Source organism: Massilia sp. 2TAF26, assembly GCF_052115005.1.
Taxonomy (GTDB): Bacteria; Pseudomonadota; Gammaproteobacteria; order Burkholderiales; family Burkholderiaceae_D; genus Telluria.
In genome coordinates, this window is sequence record NZ_JBFRFV010000018.1 from 14672 (window position 1) to 39184 (window position 24513).

Consider the following 24513-nt stretch of genomic DNA (forward strand, 5'->3'; position numbering starts at 1 on the left):
CGAACTGCACAGTTGACGGTATGGACGGGAATACATGATAGGCCTGCTTTTTGGAACCGGCATGCAGGCACTGTACTAAAACGGGCGCATGCCGCCCCTATGCGGCGCACCCTATTTCCCGCTACGGGGTTTACCTTATTTACCCCGCAGTTCCGCGACCAGCTGGTCGGCGCTCGGAAAGCCCTCCAGCCGCACCCAGGAGCGCCCGCCGGCCGGCCGCACCAGCGTGACGGCGGCATGGTTCATCTTGTCGCCCCGGAACAGATCGAACGCGCGCTGCGCGGCCGCGCTGGCGTCGACGCTGCCGGTGTAGAAGCGCCACTCCGGGCCGGCGCCGAATTTCGCGGCATAGGCGCGCAAGGCCGCGGGCGTGTCGTTCAAGGGATCGAGGGAAATCGACATCATGCGGACATGCTCGCCGCGCCGCAGCCTGGCCGGTACTTCCGAGAGGGTACGGCTGGCGATCGGGCATACCGTCGAGCAGGTGGTGAACACGAAGTTCAGCACGACCGGGCCGTCGAAGGCCAGTTCGTCCTCCAGCAGGGTCCGCTTGCCGTCTGCACGGGTCAGCACGATCGGCGCCGGCGCCGGCCGGTACAGGCCCGCACTCCTCGCGAGCGGCGGCAGCGGGACGCCCGCGCCTGCTTTCGACTGGTCGTGCGCCCGGCACGGCGTGCCTGCGGCGCCGAGAACCAGCGCCAGGATGGCCAGCGACCGGCACGGGGCGCGGCCTCGATCGGACTTTGACATGGCGACCTCCAAAGAGACATCAAGCGGCAGGCTCAGGGGCCTGCGGCGGCCACGGACGCGCTCACCGGCTCCGTCTCGCCGCTCACATAGACTTCATGCGCGGCCACGCGCATGTCGCGGCCGAGGCTGAGATGCGGATACATCGAGGGCAGCACCGTGACGTTGACGTTGTGCTCGACCAGTTCGACCAGGTACTCGCGGGAAAAGCTGTCGAGCATGTGCATCATGGCTTCGCCGACCATCGACAGGGCGAACAAGGCATCGACCTGCACCGCTTCCTCGCCGTCGGGAATTGCGCGGGCCCGCAGCCAGTCGCGCACGCGCCGAACGCGCCGCTCGTGCGCGTCGCCCGTGTCCCAGCGCGTGACCAGCAAGCTGCGCTCCCAGCCCGGCGGGGCCGCCGGGGCCAGTGAACCGGAAAGGTAGACCGGCACCTCCGGCGCCGGGGACAGACTTGCGAGCTGTCCGCCATCCAGCCAGACCACCGTGGCGATGTCGCCCTGGCGGCCGAGCCGCCGCTCCGGCCGCGGATCGTCCCCCAGCACCTGGTCGGCGAGTTCGATGCGGCCGGACGGCAAGGCCCGCCGCAGGGCCGCCGCGGCCGCCTCCGCCAGCGGGTCGCCGCCGCGATAGACCTGGGTCACGCGGCCAAGGGCCAGGGTGCCGGCCAGGTGGCGCGCCAGCCCCTCCGCCTCGAGGATGATGCCGTCCGAAAAATAGATGGTGTACCGGTTCGGCAACGCAGCGGCCGGCAACAAGGTCTGCGGCAAGATGCAGGGCAGTCTGCGCCGTTCGCTGAACCGGTGCAGCGGGGTCCAGTCCTGGTCGCCCAGTCCGGATACCAGCGCGAACACCGGCTGCGCACGGTAGAAGCGTTCGAGCTGTTCGCCCCAGCCGTCGGGCGGGCCCTCCAGTTGCCAGACATGCGTCACCCAGCGGCGATATGCACGTTGCATACGCATGGCGCCGGCGCTGCGTCTTGCCGGTTCCGAACGCACCGCTGCGTTCTTGTCGCGGATGAAGGCGTCGAAAACCGCGAGCAACGCGGCCCGCCGCGATGCCGGCACGCCGGGCTGGATCACGGTCGCGAAATGCACATCGCGGTCGTCGACGCCTTCGGGCGGCGGCGCGCCGAGCGTGTGCAGGTAGGCGCTGAGGTCGCGCAGCTCGCCCGCCGACAGCCCATAGCGCGGCATCAGCGCACCCAGGGCCTCTCCACGCATGTCGACACCGCTTCGCAGGGTCCTTGCCAGGCTCGCATCGTCATACGGCGGCCGCTGCGGCTTGCCGAGCTGATGGGCGATTCTCGGGCTGGCGGCGACCGGGGCACGCTCCTGGAACAGGTCGTTCGCGGTGATCGGCCGCACCACGAAGGCGCCCTCCGCGGTGCCGAAGCCGCTCGGCCTGTGGCATTGTGCGCACGCCGCTTCCTGGCCTTGCAGGACGATGCCGTTCGCCCCGACACCCCGGATCGCCGTGCCGTCGCGGGTGACGCCGCTGCGGTAGATGCGCTCGCCGGCCGCCGCCGCCGCGACGGCGGGCGCCTTCACCGGCACCTGGGCACAGGCCGCGGCCGGTCCCAGCAGCCATCCCGCCGACAGCAAGGCAGCGCCTGCGAGGCGCGCAATCAGGATGCCCATGAGCGCCTCACTGGACCTTGACGGTGACCGTGGCGGTATTCGACCACTGTCCCTGCGTATTCTTCACCCGGTAGGTGAAGGTTTCGGTGCCGCTGAACCTGAGCGCCGGCGTGTAGGCGATGCTGCCGTCGCTGTTGGCCCTGGCGCTGCCGCCCTTCGCGGGCGCGTTCACGATCGCGAGGGTGGACGGTGCGATCGTGCCGCCATTCGCATTGTCGTTGGCGAGCACGGTAAGCGTCCGCGCCGCATACGGTGCGCTGCGGTAGACCGGCGCCGTGTAGCTGTCCGCCACCGCCAGCGGGGCCTTGGCGGCCGCCTGCACCGTCAGGCTCACCGTCGCCGGCGAGCTGCTGGCCGAGGCGTCGGCGGCGCGGTAGCTGAAACTGTCGGCGCCGCTGTAGCCCGCCGCCGGCGTATAGCGGAAGCTGCCGTCGACGTTCAGCACGAGCGACCCGTGCACCGGTGCCGTCACCGGGAAGGCCCGGATCGCGTCGCCGTCGGGATCGCGGTCGTTGGCCAGCACGCCCGGTGCGGCAATCGAGAGGATTGCATTGGCGGCGACCGTATAACTGTCGGCGCCCGCCAGCGGGGCGCTGTTCGCTTTCAGCACCGTGACCGAGAAGCCTTGCGTGGCCTGCAATCCGGACGGGTCGGTGACCTGCGCCACGGCGCCCTGCGTGCCCACCTGCTGAAGGGTCGGGACCCAGTTGATGACGCCGGTGGCGGCATCGATGGCCATCCCGGCCGGGGCGGTTTTCAGCGCATAGGCCAGCTTGCCGCCCTCGGGGTCGCTGGCCTGCAGGGCGTAGACGTAAGTCCCGCCCACCATCACCGAGGCCGGGGCGGTCGACGTGATGACCGGGGCACCGCCGCCGACGCGCGCGGCAAGCAGCTCGCGCGCCGCGGCGACATCGACGACGCCATAGCCGTACTGGTTGTCGGGGCCCGCGTCGCCGAGGTCGCGCGCGCTGTCGACCAGCGCGGTTTCGATCGTCGACAGCGGCGCCGCCGGAAACGCCCCCGCCAGCAGGGCCAGGGCGCCGGCCACGTGCGGTGCGGCGAAGGAGCTGCCCGAGACAGTGGCGTACAAAGGCATGCCGCCGAACGACAGGTCGGTGCTGACCACGTTGACGCCCGGCGCGACCAGCTTCGGATACACGCCGCCGTCGCAGGCCGAAGGGCCGCGGCTGCTGTAAGGATCGAGCACCAGCGATGCATCGAGGGAACCGACGGCGATCGCCCCCGGGTTCGATGCCGGGCTGGCGCTGGTCGCCGGATCCGGCCCGCCATTGCCGCCCGCGAATACGATCGAGATCCCCGCCGCCTTCAGCGCCTGGATGTCGCTGGCGAACTCGGTGTTGCAGCTGCCCGGCGCAAGCCCGCTCAGGCCCCAGGAAGCGTTGACCACGTCCGGCGCGTCCAGGGTCGCCACGTTGCCGTCGGGATCCAGGAGCCACTGAAAGGCGAGATGAAACTTGCTCAGGCTTCCCGTCCCGCTGTCGTCGAATACCTTTGCCGCGATCCAGCGCGCACCCGGCGCCATTCCAATGGGCGTGCCGCTGGCGGAGGCGCCCACCATCAGCCCGACGGTCTGGGTGCCATGCCCACTGAAGTCGTAGGGCGTGGCGTGCTGGGCATAGGGATCGTACCAGCTGTTGGTGCCGCCGCGCCAGCTTGCCGCCAGGTCCGGATGGGCGGCATCGACCCCGGTATCCAGGCTGGCGACCACCGCGCCGCCGCCGTTCAGCCCCATTCCCCACAGGGCCGGCGCCGTGACCGCGTCCAGGTTCCAGCTGCCGGACGGCGCCGCCGCGGCCTTCGGCACGCTCGCGAACAGTACCGCGCCGTCATAGCCGATCCGGCCAATCCGCGGGTTGCGGGCAAGCTCTTGCACGGCCCAAACCGGCAGCGTGACCGCCACCGCATTGATGATCCACAGTTGCTGCGGATTCGCGACGCCGAACTGGGCCAGGATCGGCCCCAGCGTGGCGGCCCCGGCCCCGGCCTTGGCCTTGAGCGCCTTCACCACCGCGTTGTCGCGCTTGCGGCGGTCGTTCACCTTGAAGGCGCTCAGGTCGACACGGTCGGGCAGCTGGATGATAACCGGCAGCATGTCCGCCGCCTTGTGTTCCGCCAGCTTCGCGGCCAGTTCGGGCGTCAGCACCCCCGCCCCCACCGGCTGCGCCAGCAGCGCCGCCAGCATGCCACCGCCAAGGGCGGCTCGAATCGCTGTCTTCATCGCTGCCTCCTATTCGACCGTCAGGCGCGCCAGCGGCCGGCCGTCGACCGCGAGCTGCACCGTTTCGCCGGCCCGCACGGCATGTCCGGGATTGACGAACAGGACGAAATAATCCCGGTCCTGGTACAGGACGTGATTGCGCGCGGTCTGGCGCATGGGTCCGATGACGGGCGATTCGGGGATGCCGAGCGCGGCGCCGCGCCGCGGGTCGAGCAGCTGGACCTTCCTCTTCGAGTCCAGCAGCACGGCCGCCTTGGCGGGGTCGGTGACGCGGTAGCGCAGGTCGAGGATGTAGCCGTGGGCCGACAGGTGCAGGCCGTGAACCGCGATACCCAGCGATTCGCCCAGGGCCGGATCGCTGACGGCGGCGGCCGGCACAGCCGGCGGCGGCGTCGAACATCCCACCAGCGCCGCCGCGCCGGCGGCGCCGGCGAGCCAGCGGCGGAAAAGGTGGCGTTTGATCATGGCAGCCTCCTAGTTGACCTGTACCGTCACGACGGCCCAGCCGGTGCTGTTGGTGCTGCCGGACTCCTTGCCGAGACGGTCCTTGACGCGGTACTCGAAGGTGTCTGACCCCGTGAAGTTCCAGCGCGGGACATAGGTGACGCCGGCCCCGCTGACCGTCACGGTGCCACCTTGCCTGGTCGCGCTGCTGGAGCCGCCGCTGCCTCCGCTGCCCGGCTGCCGCACCCGCGCCACTGCCAGCGGCAACTGGTTGGCCGCGTCCATGGTGGCGCTGTCGGGGTCGGTGTCGTTCGCCGCCGGGGCCAGCGCCACCGGCACATAGGCGCCGCTACCAAAGGTGCGGCAGGTCGAACCGGATGTACCGACGCGGACGATGCAGCGTGGCGCATCGAAGGCATCCGCCGCCGCCACCGGCGCCCGGTTATCGATGACCTTGATCGTCACCAGCGTGTCGGCGCTCTGCCGCGCCGCCGCGCCGCTGCCCGTCTGGGCCCGATAGGTGACGCGCACTTCGTTGGTGGCGGTCGACGAGCTCATTGCAAGGCTGCCGTTCGGATTGACCGTGACGCGGCTCGAGCTGGTGTTGCAGTTGCCGTTGACGACCGTGCATTCCTTGATCTTCACGGCGCTCAGCGCCTGCCCGCCGGAAGCGCTGTCGTTGGCGAGCACGCCCGGGGGCGCGACGGACTGGTTGCCGGCGCTTGCCGCGTGGGCGATCGCCGTGTAGGTATCGGCCACCGCGACCGGCGCGTCACCCGTCCCGGCAGCCGCCACCAGGGTGTAGGCCTGGTCGGCGAACAGGGTCGGCGCCACCTGGTCGGTCGCGCGCAGGGTCAGCGGATAACTGCCGGCCACCGGCGCCGGCCAGCTGACCAATCCGGTTGCGGGCGCCACGCTCATGCCGGCCGGCGCGCCGCTCAGGCTGTACTGCACGGCATGTCCGGCACTGCCGGTGGCATGCGCGGCATAGGTGTAGGGCTGGCCGACGGTGGCCGTGGTCACCGGCGCCGTATCGAAGACGGGCGGCGCGGCGACTGCGGGCGCCACCGCCAGGCGGAACTGCATGCCGCCGTTCGGACTGCCGTTACTGGTATCGTACAGCCGGCTGTCGAACACGGCGAACCTGAGCGTATCCTGGGTACTGCTGCTCACCGGCTTGAGCAGCACGTCCAGCGTCTTCGCCGGCGGCAGGAAGGCCGTGTATTGCTGGCGCGGATTGCCCAGGAAGGGGACCGGATTGCCGTCTTCCGCCACCACCTGCCAGTACTGGCCATTGATGGTCGGCACATGCGATTTCAGACCCGCATTGACGAAGCGGATCAGCAGGTTGCTCCCCGCCGGCACCCCCGGCGAACCGGGCGCCAGGGTCGGAATATCGAGCGGATCGAGGCCCGGGCCCGGAAACGGCGTACCGTTGATCAGGAAATACTTCGGCTGGTATTCCAGCGTACTGCCGGGCCCGCCCCTGCCGCCATAAGTGCCGGCCGCGACCGCCGCGTGCATCGCCGGGTCGATCTCGCTGTAGACCAGCGTGACCTGGTTGGCGTAGACGATATTGCTGCCGCCGCTGCTGTAGGCGACCCTGCCGGTGCCGGCATCCTTGGTCATCGCGCCGTACAGGCCCATCTGCACCTGGACCTGCGGATGGGTGCCGCTGCTGTACAGATAGGTGCCGGGGCGCACGCTGGTCCAGGTATAGGTGGCGGTGCCGCCGCCCGGCGCCGCCTCGCGGTCGAAGGAGCGTACGCGCGCCGTCGTGTTGCCGGCCGGCCGCGCGCCGGTATAGGTCGCGCCGCCATCGGGTTCGAACCAGACCGGCTGCATGCCCTCCTGCTTGACCTGGCTGGCGATCACCAGCGAGCTGGGTTCGGGCAGCGTATTGGTCAGGTGGACGACCAGCCCTTCCCCCGGCGGCACGTTCAGGGCCGGACCGGGTACCGTGACCGGCGCAGTGCAGCCGGTCGGCGCCGCACTGCCCGTGCCGCACAAGGCATAGCCCCACATCGGTACGCCGGCGATCGTCGTGGTACCGGTCTGCAGCCAGTACTCCGCCGCGCTCGCGGAACCCCAACCGCCCAGTCCGGCAAGCGCCAGCAGCACGGCCGCGGTCCGGGCCCGCATCAGTCGATTCTCTTTCATGACCGCCCCCTCACTCAGTGATCGCGACGTCGGGTGCTTCGATGATCAGGAAGGTCTTCATCCCGCCAGGAAACACGTTATTGGTCGTGATTTCTTTTTCATTGTGCGAATGCCAGATGTGGAAATAGCCGCCGTTCTCGCTCAGCCCGGGATGGCCCTGCGGCAGGACGCCGAACTTGCCCAGGTAGGGGCTGCCGCTGTAGTACTCGCCGTAAGCCACGTCCTGCTGGTTCGGCAGGATCACCGGGAAAGGCTTGCCGTGGTCCGCGCACCATTCGTGGGTCGGGCTGAATCCGCTCGCGTCGGGCACGCAGGTATGGGCATTGTCGGTGCCATAGATGTCCCAGCCGACGCCCTTGCCCGTCCACTCGAAGATCAGGTCGGCGGTCTGGCCGGGGATGCTGCGGATCGTGAAGTCCGGCGAGGCCAGGTCCGGGCCGCTGCCGGGCGCGCTTTCCAGCACCCTCGCATCGCGCGCCAGCGGCTGCATGTGGGCGCCGTGATGGTGGAAAGGATGGAGGTCGCGGCCTGCGTTGAGCTCCCGCACCAGGACCTTGTCGCCGGGGTGCATGATCGGCGCGGCGTTGTACGGCTGGTTCGGCAGCCAGGGTACGCCGGCCCCCAAGAGGGTGTCGGGCGCATTGCGGCCGTTGATGAACCACATGGTGGCAAAGAAGCTGGCGGTGTCGACGTTGACCGGCTGGTGGTTGCGCACCTGGCTCGCCACGGTGTCGTGCATGGCCGCATCCATATCCGTCAGCAGCAGCAGGAACTCGCGGTCGAACTCGGTACCCGCCTGGTTGTAGGCTTTGCGCGTGGCCTTCGCCGACGGATCGAAGCCGGCCGGGCGGACGATCAGCGCGCCGAGCAGGCCCATCTCCACTTCCAGCGACGGCTGGGAGCCGCTGTGGTACAGGTAGGTTCCCGGCTGGCCGGCGACGAAGGTATAGCTGACGCTGCCATTGCGCCCCGCTTCCTTGGTCAGGACACCGTCCGCGCAGGCCGGCGCCGGCGCCGCGCAGGCCGCGGTCACGCCGATCTGGCCGGGAAAGACGACCGACACCGGAAGGCCCTCGACCGGGAGCTGGTTGACCAGGTTGACGGTCACCGTGTCGCCCTGCTGGACGATCAGCGTCGGCCCGGGATACTGCATGATCCCGGTGGCGGCGTCGGCATAGCCCCAGGCATAGACGGTGTTGCCGTCGCCGGTCACGAGGCTGGCGTCGGTGGCGACCAGGTTGAAGGTGCGCGGGCTGGCCGGGGTTCCCGCTCCGCTGCCGCTGATGCCGTCGATCTTGGCCTGGGCATTGCCGGCCAGTGCGGCGATGCTGAAGCCGATCGCGGCCGCGCGCCGCGCGATGTTGGCGAAGTTCATGTCGCATCTCCCGTGATCACGATCTCCGTCATCATCCCGCCGTAGTCCTGCTCGTTATTGCTGAGGAAGTTCAGGTTCGTCGTATAGAAGAAATAGGTGCCGGCCGGCACCGATGAAGCGTCGATCATCACCTCGACCGACTCGCCGCCGCCGAGCGTGACCGAGGCCGTGTCGTAGTACAGGTCCTTGCCGGTGGGCCCGCGCAGCTGGCGCGCGCCGGCGCCGACCACCGTCATCGGCAGGCCATGCGCAGTGACCGTGTAGTAGTCGGCCACCCCCAGGTTGGACAGACGTAGCAGCAGACGCGAACCTTCGGTACTGCGGTTCAGCGTCACCAGCGCGGTCGTCTTCTGCGACTGGAAGGTGGTGCCGGCCGTATACGGGTCGACCTGGGTCGGCGGCAGAGGATTGGGATTCACCGTGTCCGGATAGCCGCGGCCATTGATCATCGGGTAGATGGTCTTGATCTGGTTGAAGGGGATTGGCTGGATCCCGAAATCGGCTTCGTGGGTCGCCGTGTCGAATGCCGTCAGCTGCAGGGCGACGGCCTTGGTGTAGCCGGTCGAGCCGTCGCCGTCGTTGTACACGAACTTGTTGTAGGTCTTGCCCTTGTAGGTCTTGCTGGTGCCGTCCTGCTTCGGCTTGACGAACAGCTGGCCCTGCATGCCCATCTCGATGTGCTCGGTCGCCTCGACGTGGCAGTGGTACATATAGGTGCCGGGCTCGTTCAGATTGTAGAAGTAGGTCACGCTGGCGCCCATGTTGACCGTCAGCGCCCCTTCCGGGACGCCGTCGAAGATCGGCGCCTGGTTGGCGAAACCGTGGAAGTGGACGCTGTGGGTGTCGAACAGGTCCGGGCGTGCCACCATGCCGACATTGCTCAGCGTGAGGTAGAACTTGTCGCCTTCGTTCAGCTCGATCAGCGGGGCCACGAAATTGGCGCGCGCCAGGTTCAGCACCACATCCTTGGCCAGGGTGCCGGTCACCTCGTCGAAGCCGAAGGTATACATCTGGCGCCCGTCCGCCATGGTGACGAAGCCGTCGCCGCCGGTCAGGTGCTTGCACACGGTGTTCGGAGGACGGACTTCGCTGCCGGTCCACCTGGCGTCGCCATTGGTGTCGCCAGGGCACTGCACGAATACGCCGGCCCGGGCTGCCCCGGGCAGGGCGGCCAGGGCCGCCAGCAAGGCCGGCCCACCGAGTTTGCTGATGATCTTCACGTTCACGATACGCTCCTTCACATGGGACCAGTTGGCATCAGGGCACGGTGCCGCCGGCGAAGTCGTCGATCCGGGCGTTCCCCGGCTCCGTGATGCCGATCCGTCCGGCGCCGGCAACGAAAGCGATGGTTCCGGTCGTCGGCAGGGTCGCGCTTCCCAGCAGGGTCGGCACCCCGGCCTGCACCTTCCACACGTTGACGACGCCGGCGCCGGTGCACTGGGCCAGCAGCGTGTCGCCGGCCGCCAGCGTCACGCCGCTGGCGAGCGTGGCGGTGTTGGCGAACGACAGGCCGCCGGTGGTGGTGGTATCGACGATGACCGAACCTGCGTTGTAGCGGACCCTTACGTAGCTGGGATACGTACCGAGCACGAAGTTGCCGGATGCCTTCAGTAGCAAGCCGACGCCGTTGAGCGTACCAGCCCCCAGGGTCAGGGCCGCAGCCTGGTTGGCGCCGAACGGCGCACTCCAGAACGCCGTTCCGGGCAGCAGCGCGCTGGCCGCCTGCTGGCTGTTCACCCGGATGGCGGCGGCGCCGAGCAGCACCGCCTGATTCCAGCTGGCGCCAAGGGTATTGGCGTTGGCGCGGTTGAAGTTGTCCAGCAGGGCCACTTGCGGCGCCGCCGCCGGCGGCCCCGAGCTTCCGCCGCCGACCTCGTCGGCCCCGATGTCGATCTTCGATGCGGTCCGGGTTTCGCCGTCGTAGTCCACCGCCGGCACGCCGTTCGAACCCGTTCGGCTGAGGCCCTTGTCGATCGCCGGCGAGGATGCCTGCAGGTGGTAGTCCCCGAACAGGCTGCAGTTGGCGGCGCTTTGCGGCGATTTCACCTTGCCGTCGCTGCCCATGCAGTTCCAGAGGGTCAGCGGGCCGTAGCGGATATCGATGTAGTTGCCGCCCTCGTCGCTGGTCGCGGCGGTATCGATCGTCGTCGAGAAGCCCGGAATGAAGGGCGTCGGCTTGCGGTCGCCGTTCGGGTAGTTCGCCACGAACAGCGGATCGACCGCCAGGTTGCCGTTGTTGTCGTAGCCGCCGGTTCCCAGCAGGGCCGACAGGATGCTGTGATCCGGGCTCAGCTTGTCCTTGCCGCTGTCGACGTACTTGGCGCCGAAGCTTCCCTGGTTCGCGCTGCCGATGACGGCAAGGTCGACGTAGACCGGATTCGAGCCCATCGGCGAAGCGGTGTTGCAGCCGCCATTCGCGGCGGCGTCGAACAGTCCGAACTCACCTGCCCCGGTGCCGGTGATGGCCCAGCAACCGGCACGGTTGTGCCACAGGATGTTGTTGGCAAGGACGGGCTTGGAGAACAGATACTGGTTGCGCTTGTTCCCCTGGATGGCCGCGACCAGGCCGGCGCTGCTGCCCTGCGACACCAGGCCGGCCGGTTGCGGGCTCGACTGCGGGTCGCCCGGATGGGCGAAGGCTTCCTGCGAGGTGGCCGTGGTGTCGTTGAAGGCGATCGTGTTGTTCGAGGCATTCACCTTGAGCGCATCGACGATCGCCACGCCGCCGCCGGCATAGCCGGAGACGTTGTCGACGATGATGTTGTTGACCATCGTGACGCTGTTCCAGCTGTTCTCGTTGTTGGGCGCCCGGCTGACGTCGAGGCCGTTGACTTGCGCCAGGCGCACGCCGCCGCCCGCGCCCGAACCGGCATTGTTACCCTGGATCAGGTTCTGCTGCAGACTGACCGAACCGGTACCGGCCGACAGGGCGCCCGCATCCACCGGCGGCGCGCCGCCGATGAAGACGCCGCCGCCGGTCGAATTGGCCGACTGGTTGAACACCTGGTTGAAGATAATGCGGTTGTTGGCGATCATCCCGCCGTCGGCCAGGCCCAGCTGCGCCACGCCGCCGCCGTGGCCGAGGCTGAAGTTGCCGCACACATGGTTGTTCACGACCTGGTAATTGCTGGCGCCATTGCCCAGGCTGATGCCGCCGCCGACGCCGGCCTCGGTACCGCCGTTCTGCACCACCCAGTTATGGTGGATGTTCGCATTCGGATCGACCGAATCGGTGTAGCCGCCGTAGGCCGTATTGTTCTGGTCGAGCAGGTCGACGTGGCCGATCCGGATACCGCCCGCGTAGGTGCCGGAATTGCCGACGATGCGGTTGTTCGCGATCTGCACGTTGCGGCCATAGCCGCTGACCAGAATGCCCCCGCCGCCGTCGGCGCCGGTCACGGTCAAGCCGTCGATGCGGGCCGGATTGGTCGCGTTGAAGTGACCGTTGCCGCTTCCGCTCGATGCCGCCTTGCCGACCACCAGGATGCCCGGCGCTTCGTCGGCGCCGAACAGGATCGGTTCGTTTTCGCTGAGGTTACCGCCCAGCGACTGGCCCGGCAGCAGGTCGAAGGTGCGGTTCGGACCGGCGTTCAGGGTGTTGACGCCGGTGTCCGGATCGATGACCGGCGGGCTGGCCGGGGTGGCGTCGATCTTGCGGTCGATCAGCTTGCGCCATTTCTTGAGCGTGTCGTTGGCCAGCTTGGCGGCGTTGATCATGGTCGACATGGCGCCCCAGCCCTGTAGCTGCACCTTCTTGTCGACGATGACCGGCGTATTGTAGATTCCTGGCGGAACGATGATCAGGTCGCCGTCGTTGGTGGTCGGCGCGTCGATGACGGCCTGGATGCTGCCGCCGGCGGGCACGTATTTCGGGGTCGCCCCGCCCACGGTCACGGTCAGGCCGACCGGCGAGACGACGCCGGCGCGGTAGACCAGCAGCTGTCCGGTCACGGCGTTGGCCGGCACCGTCACGACCAGCACGTCGTTGGCCCAGTTGCCCACCACCGGCAGTTCGACGCCGTTGAGGGTGACCTTGTTGCCCGCGTTCGGCGCACCGAAGCCGAAGTCGCGCTTGATGAGACGCGCCGAACCGTCGTTCGGATCATAGTAGGGGTTGAGCACGTCCATGCTGCCGGCCGAGACGATGGTCAGCGTGCGCGTGCCCGTTGCCGGGACCCAGGGTCCGCTGTTGCCGTTACCGGTGACGCTGTAGATCATCGGCACGCCGTCGGCGAATTCGCAGTCGACCGGGTTCTGGGACGGTCCGGCGAAGGCCGCCACCGGCACCACCGGCGTATCCAGGTAGGTCGTCTTGCCCGGCAGGTACTGGAAGGTATAGCAGAACTGGCTGTAGCGGCGGTCGAAGTACGGGTCGATCACCATTTTCGGGCTGCCGTCGGAATTCCTTGCGCCGCTCGGGTCGGGGATCGGTCCCGGGGAGTTCATGCACGAGGTCATCATGCTCGGCGAGACGCCGGATGGGAACGGCGGATTGATCGTGAAGGTCGACGGCACCAGGAAGTTGAAGGAGCCGAATTCGTCCGCGTACACGCGGCCGACCTCCCGGCCGGTCCAGTCGAGCAGTGAGACGGGCAAGTGCGGCGGCGCATGCTTTTCACCGAAGGTCGGCGCATTCACGTCGAACTCGCTGGAGAGGTCGTCGAGGATGAAGCCGACGCCATGGCCGGCGACCGGCGCTTCCGTGTACAGGTAGAAGTTGGGCGCGGGATTGCGGCCCGGCTGCATGTCCACCAGCTTCATGTCGCACTTCTTCCAGGTCTGGCCGGCAGACTTGTACATCGGATTCGACTGCTGCTGGTCCGGGAACAGGGTCAGGTACTGCGGCACCGGCAGGTCGCGCCCGACGCAGGGGAAAGGCTCGGCCTGGGGCGTCGGCGTGATGACGTCGCCGAACACCACGTTCTTGTCGCCGTTACCCTGGTGGAAATATCCCGGGGGCGCGACGGCTTCCACGACATACTTCACGTTCGGCAGGTTGGCCTGGCCCGCCACGCTGCCGAAGGCATAGCCGCCATCGAACACCGCCGGACGGGCCTGGTTCCAGTTCCGCAAGCCGTCATAGCAGTCGAGCGGCTTGCCGGCATCGGGGCCATACGGCACCTTGTACTTGTCGCCCGGGCATTCGGAAGGCAGCGCGTCGTCCCAGCCGTCGGTCTTGCCGAGGCCGACATAGGGCTGACCATTGTTGTCGGGATCGGCGCCCCATTTGACGACGTCGCCGTAGCTGAACTCGTCTGCGCCACCGCTCCTGCTGCGCTTGACGTCTTCCGGGCCTTTGAGCGGCACCGCGGAATTGCAGGACGCCGGGTCACGCCAGCAGAACGGGTAATTGTCGACATCGGGCGGGTCGTACACATAACCCTTGCTGCTGAGAGTGGGATTGGAACCGTCGCTCTCGCTGCAGGTGCCGTTGTTTGCCGCTGCCGGCTTGTCCGGCTTGCCGTCGCCATCGCAATCCAGATACAGGTTGACCTGCACGCGCGGGATGCCCGGCTCCCAGTTTTCCGCGGTCGCATTCTTCGGATCGTCTTCCGCCCGCGTGATGCCATACTGGACGATGCCGGCGATGCCGCCATTTTCCTGACCGGCATAGGCTTTCTTGCCGTATTCAATATGGTTGGTCTGACCCAGGAAAGCCTGCATGCCCTCCAACAGCACGACGCCCTGCTCCACGCGGTAGGGCATGGTCTGGCCTTCGGATTGGCACAGGGTGGGACTACCGGCGGAATTCGCGGTAACGTCTTCCTTGGTGCAGGTGTAGAGCTGCGGCGTGAGGCGGTTGAAGGACGGCGTCGTCCAGCCGTTATGGGCCGGTACCGCGCCGCCGGCGTCGACGACGATCGTCGCGCCGGTCGCCTTGAAGCGGGAATAATCGACCTCGCCGATCATCCAGTTAAAGAACGGGAAGAATTCGTTGAACTTGAACTCGCCCTTCGAGTCGGTCAGGGTCGACTGGTAGATGCTGCCGTCGCGAAAACGGATATTCATCACCTGGTTGGCGATGCCGACTTCGTTCGCGTCCGGGAAACCGTCTTCGTTCGTGTCGTAGAACACCTTGCCTTCGTAGCGCGCAAACCAGTTAAAAACGGGGACGTTGCCCAAGACCAAGCTCGTGGCGCCCGGAGCGACCGTGACCGGCGCCGTGGCGATGATCAGGTCCAGCGCCTCGTCCCATACCACCAGTTCCCAGGTGCCGGCCGGCACTTTCGGGATCGAGAAGGTGCTGTCGGCATTACAGGGCGTCGCATACAGGGCGCGCCGGGTGCCGGTCGACTCGTTCAGTCCGACCCAGCATCCCGGAAACGGTGCGCCGTCATGGAAGCTGTAGTCCGGCGGCCGCGAATTATGGATGTTGACGATCTTGCCGGTGATGGTGGCATTGCCGTTCAGGACCGGCGTCGTTCCGTTCTTGGCCAGGAAACCCTTGTGCGTGAAACCGGTGAAGACATGGTGCCCCGGGGGTCCGAATTCCTGGAAAAACGGCGGTTCGCCATTTCGAACCCAGGCGTCGTCGCCCTTGGTACCTTCGATGGTGGTGGTCTGCTGCCAGTCGGTGCCGGTCGGCGGCACCACCTGCACCGTATATTTTGCGGGGAACAGGTTGCGGATATTCGCCACGCCATCGGGGCCCGACTTGATGATCCCGCTGCCGCGCACCAGCATCACCGGCTTTCCGCCAACATCATAGCAATAGCCTGCCACCGCCGTTTCACCGGCCGCGCAGGCAGTCTTGTAGGTCGTGCCAAGGGGGTTGCCGAAGGCATCCTGCGTGACCTGGCCGCCCGAGGCGCCATAGGTGCCGCCGGCCTCCGTCAGCAGGATGGTGAAGCCGGCAAGTCCCTGTTCCTGCGGCAGGTCGGGGGCGGCATTCAAGGGACTGTTGTCGTTGAAAACGAATACCGAAATCTGCGCCGCGGGCAGCGGATATTTATTCACGTAAACTGTGACGGAGCTGGCGCCGGCGGGAATCGCCGCGCCGCCCATCGCGTATCCGTCATCCGGCAGGATCGAGATGTAGTAGCGCTTGGCCGGATCCAGTTTCGGGAGCGGCATGTACTTGCGGTCCGGGTCGAGGCACGCTACCGAGTCGGTAGCGGTACAGTCATTCCCTGTCAGTGGCGTACCGTCGACGGTTTTTCCTGCCGCAATTACCGGCATGTAACTGGAGTGAAAGCTGAAGGAATAATTGTCGCGCGTCGCGTGTTGCCCGGGCACCGAGTCCTTGCTGACGTCCTGCTCGATGGTCCAGCGATAACTCTTTACCTCGGTAACCGCGCCGCTGGGATCGACTCCCTTGACCGTTACCTGTAAAGGATTCGTTTGCGCCTGTGCAAAATTACACAGGATGGCCAGCAAAAGCGAAAATGCCGTCGACAGCAGGCATTTCGCCCTTCCGGGAACCGCGCCGAAAAACGTAAGCATATCCATGTTCACTCCCCAGGCACCCTTTAGTTTTATGAAAGCCGATTTGGACAAATACGGCGGCATCGGGTAATGGCTGCACGAAACCAGTATGGCGGAAGGAATGAGGCGGCACAGGGAGGCGAAGGTTGCAGTTGAAAGGGAGGTAAACTACGCACGCGGGAGCGTAATACAAGGTAGGCGAAACTACCGTTCCGGAAAATGAAAATGGCCGCAGTGCGGCCATTTTCATCGCTGAAACAAAGTAATCAACAGAGTGCTGCGATATTCCATTCCACGCCGATCCTGGTCCCTTTTCCCGGGCTGCTCGTGATGTCGATTGCGCCGCCCGAATCGTGAACGCGGCGTATCATGCCGACAATGCCTGAGGACAGGCGGCGCTTGGGCATGCGCGACTGCGGGATGCCGGCGCCATCGTCCGCAATCACCAGCGACAAGTGCTGCGTCCCCGCAGAAAATACCACCGTCAAGAGATGCGCATCGGCGTGCTTCAGAACATTATTCACCGCCTCCTGGAGGATGCGAAAGGCGACGATCCGCAGCGCGGACGGCACGTCATTGTCGGATACCGTAATGTCCGCATCGACCTGCAATTGGGGATACGCTTCGCGGGCTTCCCTCAGGATAAAAGAAATACTGGCGATTAGACCCAGGTCGTCGAGCATGGACGGATACAGGTCCATGACCGTTCGATGCAACTCGTCGATAGCCTGGCGCGCGCTCGAACATGCGTGATCGAGGGCCAGGTCGAGCGCGGGAACGAATCCACTAGAACCTGCAGCCGTCGCCTTTGCGCTGCGCAATTCGATTGCGAGCATTGTCAACACCTGTCCCAGTCCATCGTGAAGGTCCGCGGCAATACGCCGCCTTTCAGATTCTTGTATTGTCGAAATACAATCGATCCATTTTCCTCCGTCGTGGTGTCGAATGCCTGGCGGGAATGCCCGCCGTTGATCTCCTTTCGACTTCCTTGACCGGGAAATATGATTCGATCCCTTATGGTTTGCAAGTCCGGTACTTAATAGATCCGCAAAGTTTACCGAGTAATCTCCCATCTCGTTCCCCTAGGCCGACTGCGTTTTTAAGTATTGGTTAACTCATTACTGCGAGCACATGTTACTAAACTCCGCCGACGAAAACGTCGTAAATATGCCTCGACATGGCATTTTTTTTGCTTAACGATAAATTCACAATTAATCGCCGGAACTATTTCCCGTTTTAAAACAGCACCTTTTCAAAAGCGCCAAATGAAAATCCAGCCGGTGGCTGGATTCAGATAGGTGCACAAACAGCTACTCTCGCGCTGACGACCTCAAGGGGAATCGGCCACCGGCACCGGATAGGACCGGGTGTCCACGGCGGTATCGTTGGCGTGCGCAAGGCTGTCAGCCGCCCTCGCCTCCTTGCGCTTGAGCGCATAGCGGTTCAGCCCCGCCATATGCACCCTGCATAAATAATCCTCCCAGTCGATGGCGCGCGGATCGACCGGATACGTCGCCCGATCCTCCTGGCCGAAGCGCGCCGCCAGCGCCATCAGGCCACGGTTGTCGAAGCGGTAGCGCGGCTGGGCATAGAAGGAGAAGGTGATCGCCAGCAGGCGGGTGGTGCGCAGCTTTTCCATCGCCGGGGTCGCGCCGGGCTGGCCGGCCAGGCGGCGCAGGCCGCTCCAGGCCAGGGCGCCCAGCGCCACGCCGGCCATCGCCAACCGGAAGCGCAGATTGCCGACCACCCGGAAGTCGTGCTTCGGCTCCTTGTGGAACAGCTTGTCGTACTGCCGCCAGTTGCGCCTGGCCTCGTCCTGCAGCAGGCGGATCAGGTCCCCGACCAGGATCGGGTTAGAGGCGCCACTGCAGCACTGGTAGATGCGGTGGCGCACCGGCCCCGCCAGCGCTTCGGCCGCCGCCAGCAGGATGGCGTTCGCCACCAGGTCGGCCGGGATCACGTCGATGATGCCTGCCGGGCGCGCCGGAAAGAAGCTGGTGCGGCCGCGCGCATAGGCCAGGATCACGGCGTCGGCCACCTTCACGCCTTCCAGCCAGCCCGGCGCCGGATCGCGCAGCGTGCTCTCGATGATGGACGGCCGCACGATGGTCAGCGGGCGTCCGCGCATGCCCTGCATGGCCAACTGCTCGCCCATCCACTTGGTGAAGGTATAGGTGTCGTTCCAGCCGTGGCGCTTGGCTTCGCGGATGCCGAGCGCGGTCAATTCCCGGTCCAGCACCTGCGGATCGGCGTGGCGGGCCTTTACCGCCTCGATGCGGCGGCACAGACGACCGGCCAGGGCCCCGATGTCGTGCTGGCCTTCGCGATCGCGCCCGATGGCGGCACGCCCGGCCGGCGCGGCGGAATCTTCGAGGATGTCGCCGCGGCGGTAGCCGTTCACATAGCAGGTCGAGACCTGCACCAGCGGCGCCCCGGCCGCGCGCGCCAGCGCCGTCAGCTGCCGCAGGCTGAGGGTGTTGATGTCGAGGGCCTCGTCGAGCGGCTCGCGGAAGTTGACGCTGGCGGCCGCGTTGATCACGAGGTCGGTGCGTGCGGCCAGTTCGCGGAAGCGCTCCGCGCCGAGGCCGAAGCAGTCCTGCGTCACCTCGCCCGTCACGCATTCGAGCCGTTCGTCGAAGAAGCGCTCCAGCCAGGGGCCGCGCTCGGCGCGCAGGGTATCGAAGATCGAAGAGGTGGCGATCTGGCGCTGGAAGCGTTCGCGCGCATTGCCGGCCTCGCCGCCGCGGATCAGGAGGATCACGCCTTTCACCTCCGGCGCCGATCGGATCAGCTTTTCGAGCACCACCTTGGCCAGGAAACCGGTGGCGCCGGTCAGCAGGATGCGCTTGCCGGACAGGGCGGCCGGCACGCTCAATTCGTTGGTCATGGTTCAGATGATCCGGGTGAGGCGGAACATGGCCGTCATCGCCAGCGCCGGCATGGCGTTGCGGTGGCAGCAGTAGGTCTTCTCGATGCGGCCCTGGAAGCGCGACTTGGCGAATTCGAGGCCCTTGAAGTTGTACAGGAAATCCATGCGCTCGCGGATCAGGGACATGGTGGCGCGCAGCACGCGCGACTCCTGCGGCTCGATTTCGGCATCCACCTGCAGCGGCACCAGTCCCAGGTCCACGTAAGGCACGCCCTCTTCCCGGAACACCGCCAGCGCATGCGCCATCAGCGCATACCACAGGCCCTGGCGGAAGTTGGCGGACGAGCGCGAGATGTTCGGCACATAGCCGGCCAGGCGGCCGTCCCGGTAGATCGGATCGAAGAAGATGAAGCCGACCGCCTCGCCTTCGGCATCGTAGGCGTAGAAGTAGCGCGTGCCTTCGCGGTAGTCGATGATCATCGGCCGGATCAGGAAGCGGATCTCGTTGTTCTTGCAGCGCCGGGTGCGGATCCAGGCTTCCGAGATACGCTTGACCTCATGGTCGAAGCCGCCCTCGCGGATCTCGATGCCCTGGCTCCTGGCGCCGTTGACCGCAGTGCGGACAATCTGCTTGCGCGCGCCGCGCAGGCTCCAGTCCGCGAGTTCGATCTTCGATTCGCTGCCGAACTGGGTGCCGTAATAGCCGTGGCGTCCGTGGAGGTGGTCGACCACCACCTTGCTCACCTGGACGAAGACGGCGTGCGGGAAGCGCTCCAGGAAGCGGTCGATCAGCATTGCGCGCTGCTCCGGCGCGCACACCGGATCGGCCAGCGCGAACTGCATGCCCCAGTACTGGGCATAGGCGATGTAGCCGGCGCCCGGCAGCTCGAAGTAGGCCATGTCCGGCTGCATGGTCGAGAAGGACATCGGGTGGCTGCCATATTCCTTCAGCCACGCCACGCGCCTGGCCAGCTCGGCGTGGGCGTCGGCGTCGGCCGGAGCGAGCGGCCGGGTGAGCGCGAGAGCGGCGTCGCTCATGCGAGGTCCGGCTTCTCGCCCAGCACCGACCAGTAGCAGTCCAGCAGCAGCAGCTTGTAGTGCTTCTGCTCCTGCACCCGCAGGCCGAGCTTGTTCATCCACTCGGGATAGTTGTAGATATTGTGGAAGGCGTTCCCGGCAAACAGCCAGAAGAAGCCGACCGCGCCATACCAGTACAGGGTCTTCACCAGCCGGCTCAGGACGTTCCCGGTCGGGAAGGAGAAGTCGCCCACCACCACCCGCGCGCCCGGCCGGCCGAGGCGGATCAGGTGCTGCAGCACCTTCACCATCATGTCCTCGTGGAAGACGTTGAGGAAGAAGTTGGCCACCACCATGTCGTAGCGCTCGTACTCCTCCACCTGCATGATGTCGCTGTGGACCTGGCGGATCGAGACCTGCACGCCCTCTTTCGCCAGGTTGGCCTGGAACTTCCTCAGCATGGTCTCGGACAGGTCGACCACGGTGACCTCGGCCCCGCGGCCCGCCGCGTAGACCGCATCCCTGCCGTGGCCGACGCCGGCGAACAGCACCCGGTCGCCCGGCTGCAGGCGATCGAGCATCGCCACCTTGCACTTGTGGATCGACTTCCCGCTGTAGAAGGCACTCAGCCAGTCGTAGATCGGCCCAACGAGCCTGTATTTGTCGCTCACGCTTGTCTCCTTCTTGTCTTTTGTATAAGCGTAAGCGAAAGCGTCAGCCCTCCACGATTTTGTGCCTGCCTTTAGGAGCCAACTTCCTGGCCTTCCGAGTCAGTGCACGCGGCGCCGGCGAACGGTCGAGGTCCAGTTCTCGAGGTCGACCTCGTCGCGCATGTCGGCGCAGGCGTCCAGCAGCTTCGCGATCTCGCGCTTCGTCATGCCCGAGTTCAGGGTCAGGCGCACCAGCGCGCGGTTCTTGGGCGTGGCCGGGGCGCAGAACACCGCGCCCTGGATACCGCGGTTTTCCAGCGCCTTGCGCAGCACCAGGGTCTTCGGCTCGGTGCCCACTTCGAGCGCGATGATCTGCTCGCTGCCCTCGTCGACGCAGTAGCCGAGCCGTTCCAGGCCGCTGCGCACTTCCTCGGTGATGCGGCGCAGGCCGGCCCGGCGGACGTCGGCCTGCTCGACGAAATCGATGGCGGCGTCGAACCAGGCCAGCTCGTGGTTCAGCAGGCAGGAGCTGAAGATCGCCGGGCGCGACTCCGACAGGAAGTAGCCCTTGAAGCGGCTCGAACAGGTGATGATGCCGGCGCGGCCGGCGAAGGCCTTGGCCAGCGAGGCGGTACGGAAGTGCACGCGGTCTTCCAGTCCGGCGGCGATCACCAGGCCGGCGCCGCGCGGACCGTGGGTGCCGAGCGAATGCGATTCGTCGACCACCAGCACGCTGCCGGTCTTCTCGGCCAGGGCAAGCACCTCGTGCAGCGGCGCCAGGCTGCCGTCGGTGCTGTACAGGGCGTCGACCACGATCACGCCGGCGCCGTGCTTGTTCAACTGGCGCTGCAAGTGCTCCATATTGTTATGCAGGAAGGGCACGGCCCTGGCCCCGCCCAGCTGGACCCCGTCCCACAGTGAGGCATGCGCCATGATGTCGAGGTAGACCGGCACGCCCGGCTCGGCGATGCTGTGCATCAGCCCGACGTTCGCGGCCCAGCCGGATTGCGCCAGCACCGTCTGCTGGGCGCCCATGAAGTCGGCGAACTTCTCTTCCAGCCGGTGCTGCCGGCTGCCGGCCTGCAGGTAGACGGCCGACATCAGGTTCTGCCCGGCCTTGCCCTGCAGGGCGCGCACCTGGGCCTGGAGCAGCGCCGGTTCGTTCGCCAGGCAGAGGTAATCGTTACCGGCCAACATGACCGCGCCGGGTCCCTGGCGCTTCCACACATGGACGTGCTCGCCGCCCATGAGCTGTTCGATCCGGTTCACGTGGTGTTCGTCCATCCGGCGGGTGACGAAGGCGGGCATGCGCAGGGCTGCGGGGCGGACATGGTTTTGGGCTTTGGTCAGTAGTGTCATTTTTTTATCTCCAGGAAAAATTTCATTGTGTCCATACGCAAAAATTCGGCTCGGCTTCTCGACGCACTCTTGACCGAGATCAATCTGAACTGAGCAGTTTCCTTCAAGCTCAACCAACAATTGCGTGAGATCAATTGTTAAGTGACAAGGATCGAAAACAGACGGTCGACGACCGGGAGTTGCCGAGTGAAGAATCTGCTGTACAGGAGCATCGCGAACATCAGTGCGCCGATCAGGATGCGTTATCGGCTGACCCGCCCCGCCTTGCTGGCGTGGCTGCTGCGCCAGGACCAGCTGCACGAGCATGCCGTGGTGCGGCTGCATTTCCTCGCATGGGTCGGCTGCATCGGCATGCCGGCGTACTACCTCATCTGGACAATGTGGTTCCCACAAAAGTTCGAGAGCCCGGGCCTGCGGATACTCGGTTTTGTTCTATGCCTTCCAGCATTATTGTTCCCGCGCAAAATCAAGCGAAACTGGCTCCGTCCCTATGAGTTCATCAGCGTCACCTATGTGATGCCCTTCTTTTTCAGCTACATGTTCCTGATGAACCACGGCTCGGCAGTGTGGGGCGAATCGCTGCTGCTGGCGCTGATCCTGCTGTTCCAGTTCGATTCCCTGTGGGCGCTGCTGTCCTGCAGCGCCGGCGCGCTGGCCGCCTGCCTGCTGTACGTGGTGCTGGGCGATCCGAACGCGAGCGGCGATTTCCACGCCCTGCCGCTGGTGCTGGAGCAGGCGCCGATCTACGTCTTCACGATCGTGATCGTGGCCCTTACCAAGATCGGGCGCCGGCTGCTGGCGAGCGAGAAGCTGGCCGGCATGGCGCAGGCGCTGGCGATGGTCTCGCACGAACTGCGCACGCCCCTGATCAGCATCTCCGCCAACGTGCGCGGGATCGCCAGGGCGATACCGGGCGCGGAAGAAGGCGTGCCGGAAGCGCTGGAGCGGATCGGCTTCGAGGTGCGCCACATGAACCAGATGATCGACCTGTTCCTGATGTCGGCAGCGGCCATGAACCAGCAACTGGCGCCCAACGAGCGGGTATCGATGGCCGAGCTGGTGAACGGCGTGATCGGCCGCTATCCCTTCGTCAGCGGGGAGCAGCGGCGCCTGGTGAGCGTGGTGGTGCGCAGCGACTTCGCCTTCCGCGGACGCCAGGAACTGGCCTCGGTGGTGCTGCTCAACCTGCTCCGGAATGCCCTGAAGGCCCTGCAGCGCGCCGGCAAGGGGAAAGTGCGGATCATCGTCGACGGCGCCCGCAAGCGCCCGCGCCTGCTGCTGATGGACAGCGGCTGCGGCATCCCGGCGCGCCAGCTGCCCTACATCTTCGAGCGCTTCTATTCCTACCCGGCGAACACCGGCGCCGGCATCGGCCTGGCGCTGTGCAAGGACATCGTGCATGCCTGGCACGGCAAGATCCGCTGCCGCTCGCGCGAGGACCTGTACACGGTGTTCGCGCTGGAGTTCCCGCCGGCGCGGCGCGCCGCCGACGCGTCCACGACGCCGCGTCCTCCCCGTGCAATCAACGACCGAGTCGAACGAGTCAACGAGGCTTAGCATGAACCTGCCGATCTACCAGCATCCCACCATGACCGTCCTCGTGGATGACAGTCCCAGCTTCCTGCACAGCCTGCGCTTCCAGCTCGGCCCGAGCTTCCCCAGCATCGGCTTCAGCGACACCACCGCCGCCACCGCCTGGCTGCGCCAGCACGGCGCCGCGCCCGCGGCCCTGGCCGGACTGCTGTCGCCCAGCGTCGACACCTATACCTTCGCGCCCCAGCCCTACAACATCGCCCTGCACGTCGAGCAGGTATGCGGCATCCGCCGCCACGCCCAGCGCTTCCTGACGCCCTCGGTGCTGGTGGTCGACTACGCGATGCCGGGCATGGACGGGATCCAGTTCTGCGAGGCGGTGCGCGACCTGCCGTGCCGGAAGATCCTGCTGACCGGGGTCGCCGACGAGCGGGTCGCGATCGAAGCCTTCAACCGCGGCCTGATCGACCGCTACGTGCGCAAGAGCGACGCCCACGCCCTCGACCGCCTGGAGGAAGAACTCACCCATCTGCAGGAGGGCTTCTTCCTGGCCCAGTCGGAAGCGCTGCGCATGCTGCTCTCGCTGCACGATTTCAGCTTCGTCAACGATCCCGCCATCTGCGGCCTGGTGCGCGAGCTGGGCGCGCGCCACAAGATCGTCGAGCACTACCTGTTCAAGACCCCTCCCGGCTTCCTGATGTACGACCGCGATGCCCGCCCCTGGCTGCTGGCCGTCGAGACCGAGCAGAGCATGAACGCCCACTTCGAGATCGCCCTCGACGGCGGCGCCCCGGCCTCGTTGCTGGAAGCGCTCGGCCAGCGCCGCGTGGTGCCGAACTTCAGCGACGGCGACGGCATGTATTCGCCGGTGCGGCACAAGGAATGGCACCGCTACACTGCGCCGGCCCAGAGCTGCCACGGCCGCGAGCTGTATTACTGGGCCATGTTCCCGCTCGACCCGGAATTCCTGGACGGGCCGGTGGAGTCCTTCTCGAACTTCCTGCGCCGCCATCCCGGCCATGCCTGAGCCGGGGCCGCCGCCCCGCCACACC

The 24513-nt window shown here is 66.4% G+C and carries 14 protein-coding genes and 1 pseudogene; 2 read left to right on the forward strand and 13 right to left on the reverse strand.

Annotated features, from left to right (window positions below; genetic code table 11):
- Positions 1-135: 135 nt before the first annotated feature.
- From AB4Z32_RS18095 to cqsA, 13 genes and pseudogenes are all read right to left on the reverse strand, one after another.
- Complete coding sequence (locus AB4Z32_RS18095; RefSeq protein ID WP_442123251.1) at positions 136-750, reverse strand: SCO family protein; 615 nt, start codon at positions 748-750, stop codon at positions 136-138.
- A gap of 32 nt (positions 751-782) precedes the next feature.
- Complete coding sequence (locus AB4Z32_RS18100; protein ID WP_442123252.1) at positions 783-2390, reverse strand: c-type cytochrome; 1608 nt, start codon at positions 2388-2390, stop codon at positions 783-785.
- Between the two features lie 7 nt (positions 2391-2397).
- Positions 2398-4629, reverse strand: a complete 2232-nt coding sequence (locus AB4Z32_RS18105) for a S8 family serine peptidase (protein ID WP_442123253.1) — start codon at positions 4627-4629, stop codon at positions 2398-2400.
- Between the two features lie 9 nt (positions 4630-4638).
- Positions 4639-5094, reverse strand: a complete 456-nt coding sequence (locus tag AB4Z32_RS18110; protein ID WP_442123254.1) for a hypothetical protein — start codon at positions 5092-5094, stop codon at positions 4639-4641.
- A gap of 9 nt (positions 5095-5103) precedes the next feature.
- Entirely contained in the window at positions 5104-7233 is a 2130-nt protein-coding gene (locus AB4Z32_RS18115; protein WP_442123255.1) for an Ig-like domain-containing protein, read from the reverse strand.
- Between the two features lie 10 nt (positions 7234-7243).
- On the reverse strand, positions 7244-8608 hold the full coding sequence (locus tag AB4Z32_RS18120) for a multicopper oxidase domain-containing protein (protein ID WP_442123256.1): 1365 nt from the start codon (positions 8606-8608) through the stop codon (positions 7244-7246).
- Positions 8605-9834, reverse strand: a complete 1230-nt coding sequence (locus AB4Z32_RS18125) for a multicopper oxidase domain-containing protein (protein ID WP_442123257.1) — start codon at positions 9832-9834, stop codon at positions 8605-8607. Before AB4Z32_RS18125 ends, AB4Z32_RS18120 begins: the two co-directional genes overlap by 4 nt.
- A gap of 31 nt (positions 9835-9865) precedes the next feature.
- Positions 9866-15682 (reverse strand): choice-of-anchor Q domain-containing protein, encoded by a 5817-nt coding sequence (locus AB4Z32_RS18130; RefSeq protein ID WP_442123258.1) that lies wholly within the window; start codon positions 15680-15682, stop codon positions 9866-9868.
- Between the two features lie 617 nt (positions 15683-16299).
- Positions 16300-17106: a sensor histidine kinase gene (locus AB4Z32_RS18135; RefSeq protein WP_442123259.1), complete on the reverse strand. Its 807-nt coding sequence runs from the start codon at positions 17104-17106 to the stop codon at positions 16300-16302.
- Positions 17107-17363: 257 nt separating this feature from the next.
- On the reverse strand, positions 17364-18920 hold the full coding sequence (locus tag AB4Z32_RS18140) for a fatty acyl-CoA reductase (protein WP_442123260.1): 1557 nt from the start codon (positions 18918-18920) through the stop codon (positions 17364-17366).
- A gap of 3 nt (positions 18921-18923) precedes the next feature.
- Positions 18924-19940, reverse strand: a complete 1017-nt coding sequence (locus tag AB4Z32_RS18145; RefSeq protein ID WP_442123261.1) for a DUF2156 domain-containing protein — start codon at positions 19938-19940, stop codon at positions 18924-18926.
- Positions 19937-20593, reverse strand: a pseudogene (locus AB4Z32_RS18150) (class I SAM-dependent methyltransferase); the annotation flags it as partial. The pseudogene AB4Z32_RS18150 and the gene AB4Z32_RS18145, both read right to left, overlap by 4 nt.
- A 96-nt stretch (positions 20594-20689) precedes the next feature.
- Complete coding sequence (gene cqsA, locus AB4Z32_RS18155) at positions 20690-21928, reverse strand: alpha-hydroxyketone-type quorum-sensing autoinducer synthase (protein WP_442123262.1); 1239 nt, start codon at positions 21926-21928, stop codon at positions 20690-20692.
- A 186-nt stretch (positions 21929-22114) separates the two neighbouring features.
- On the opposite strand from cqsA, the gene AB4Z32_RS18160 reads away from it, so the two are divergent.
- Both AB4Z32_RS18160 and AB4Z32_RS18165 read left to right on the forward strand, forming a co-directional pair.
- Positions 22115-23485 (forward strand): sensor histidine kinase, encoded by a 1371-nt coding sequence (locus tag AB4Z32_RS18160; RefSeq protein ID WP_442123263.1) that lies wholly within the window; start codon positions 22115-22117, stop codon positions 23483-23485.
- Between the two features lies 1 nt (position 23486).
- On the forward strand, positions 23487-24488 hold the full coding sequence (locus AB4Z32_RS18165; RefSeq protein ID WP_442123264.1) for a response regulator: 1002 nt from the start codon (positions 23487-23489) through the stop codon (positions 24486-24488).
- Positions 24489-24513: the final 25 nt, after the last annotated feature.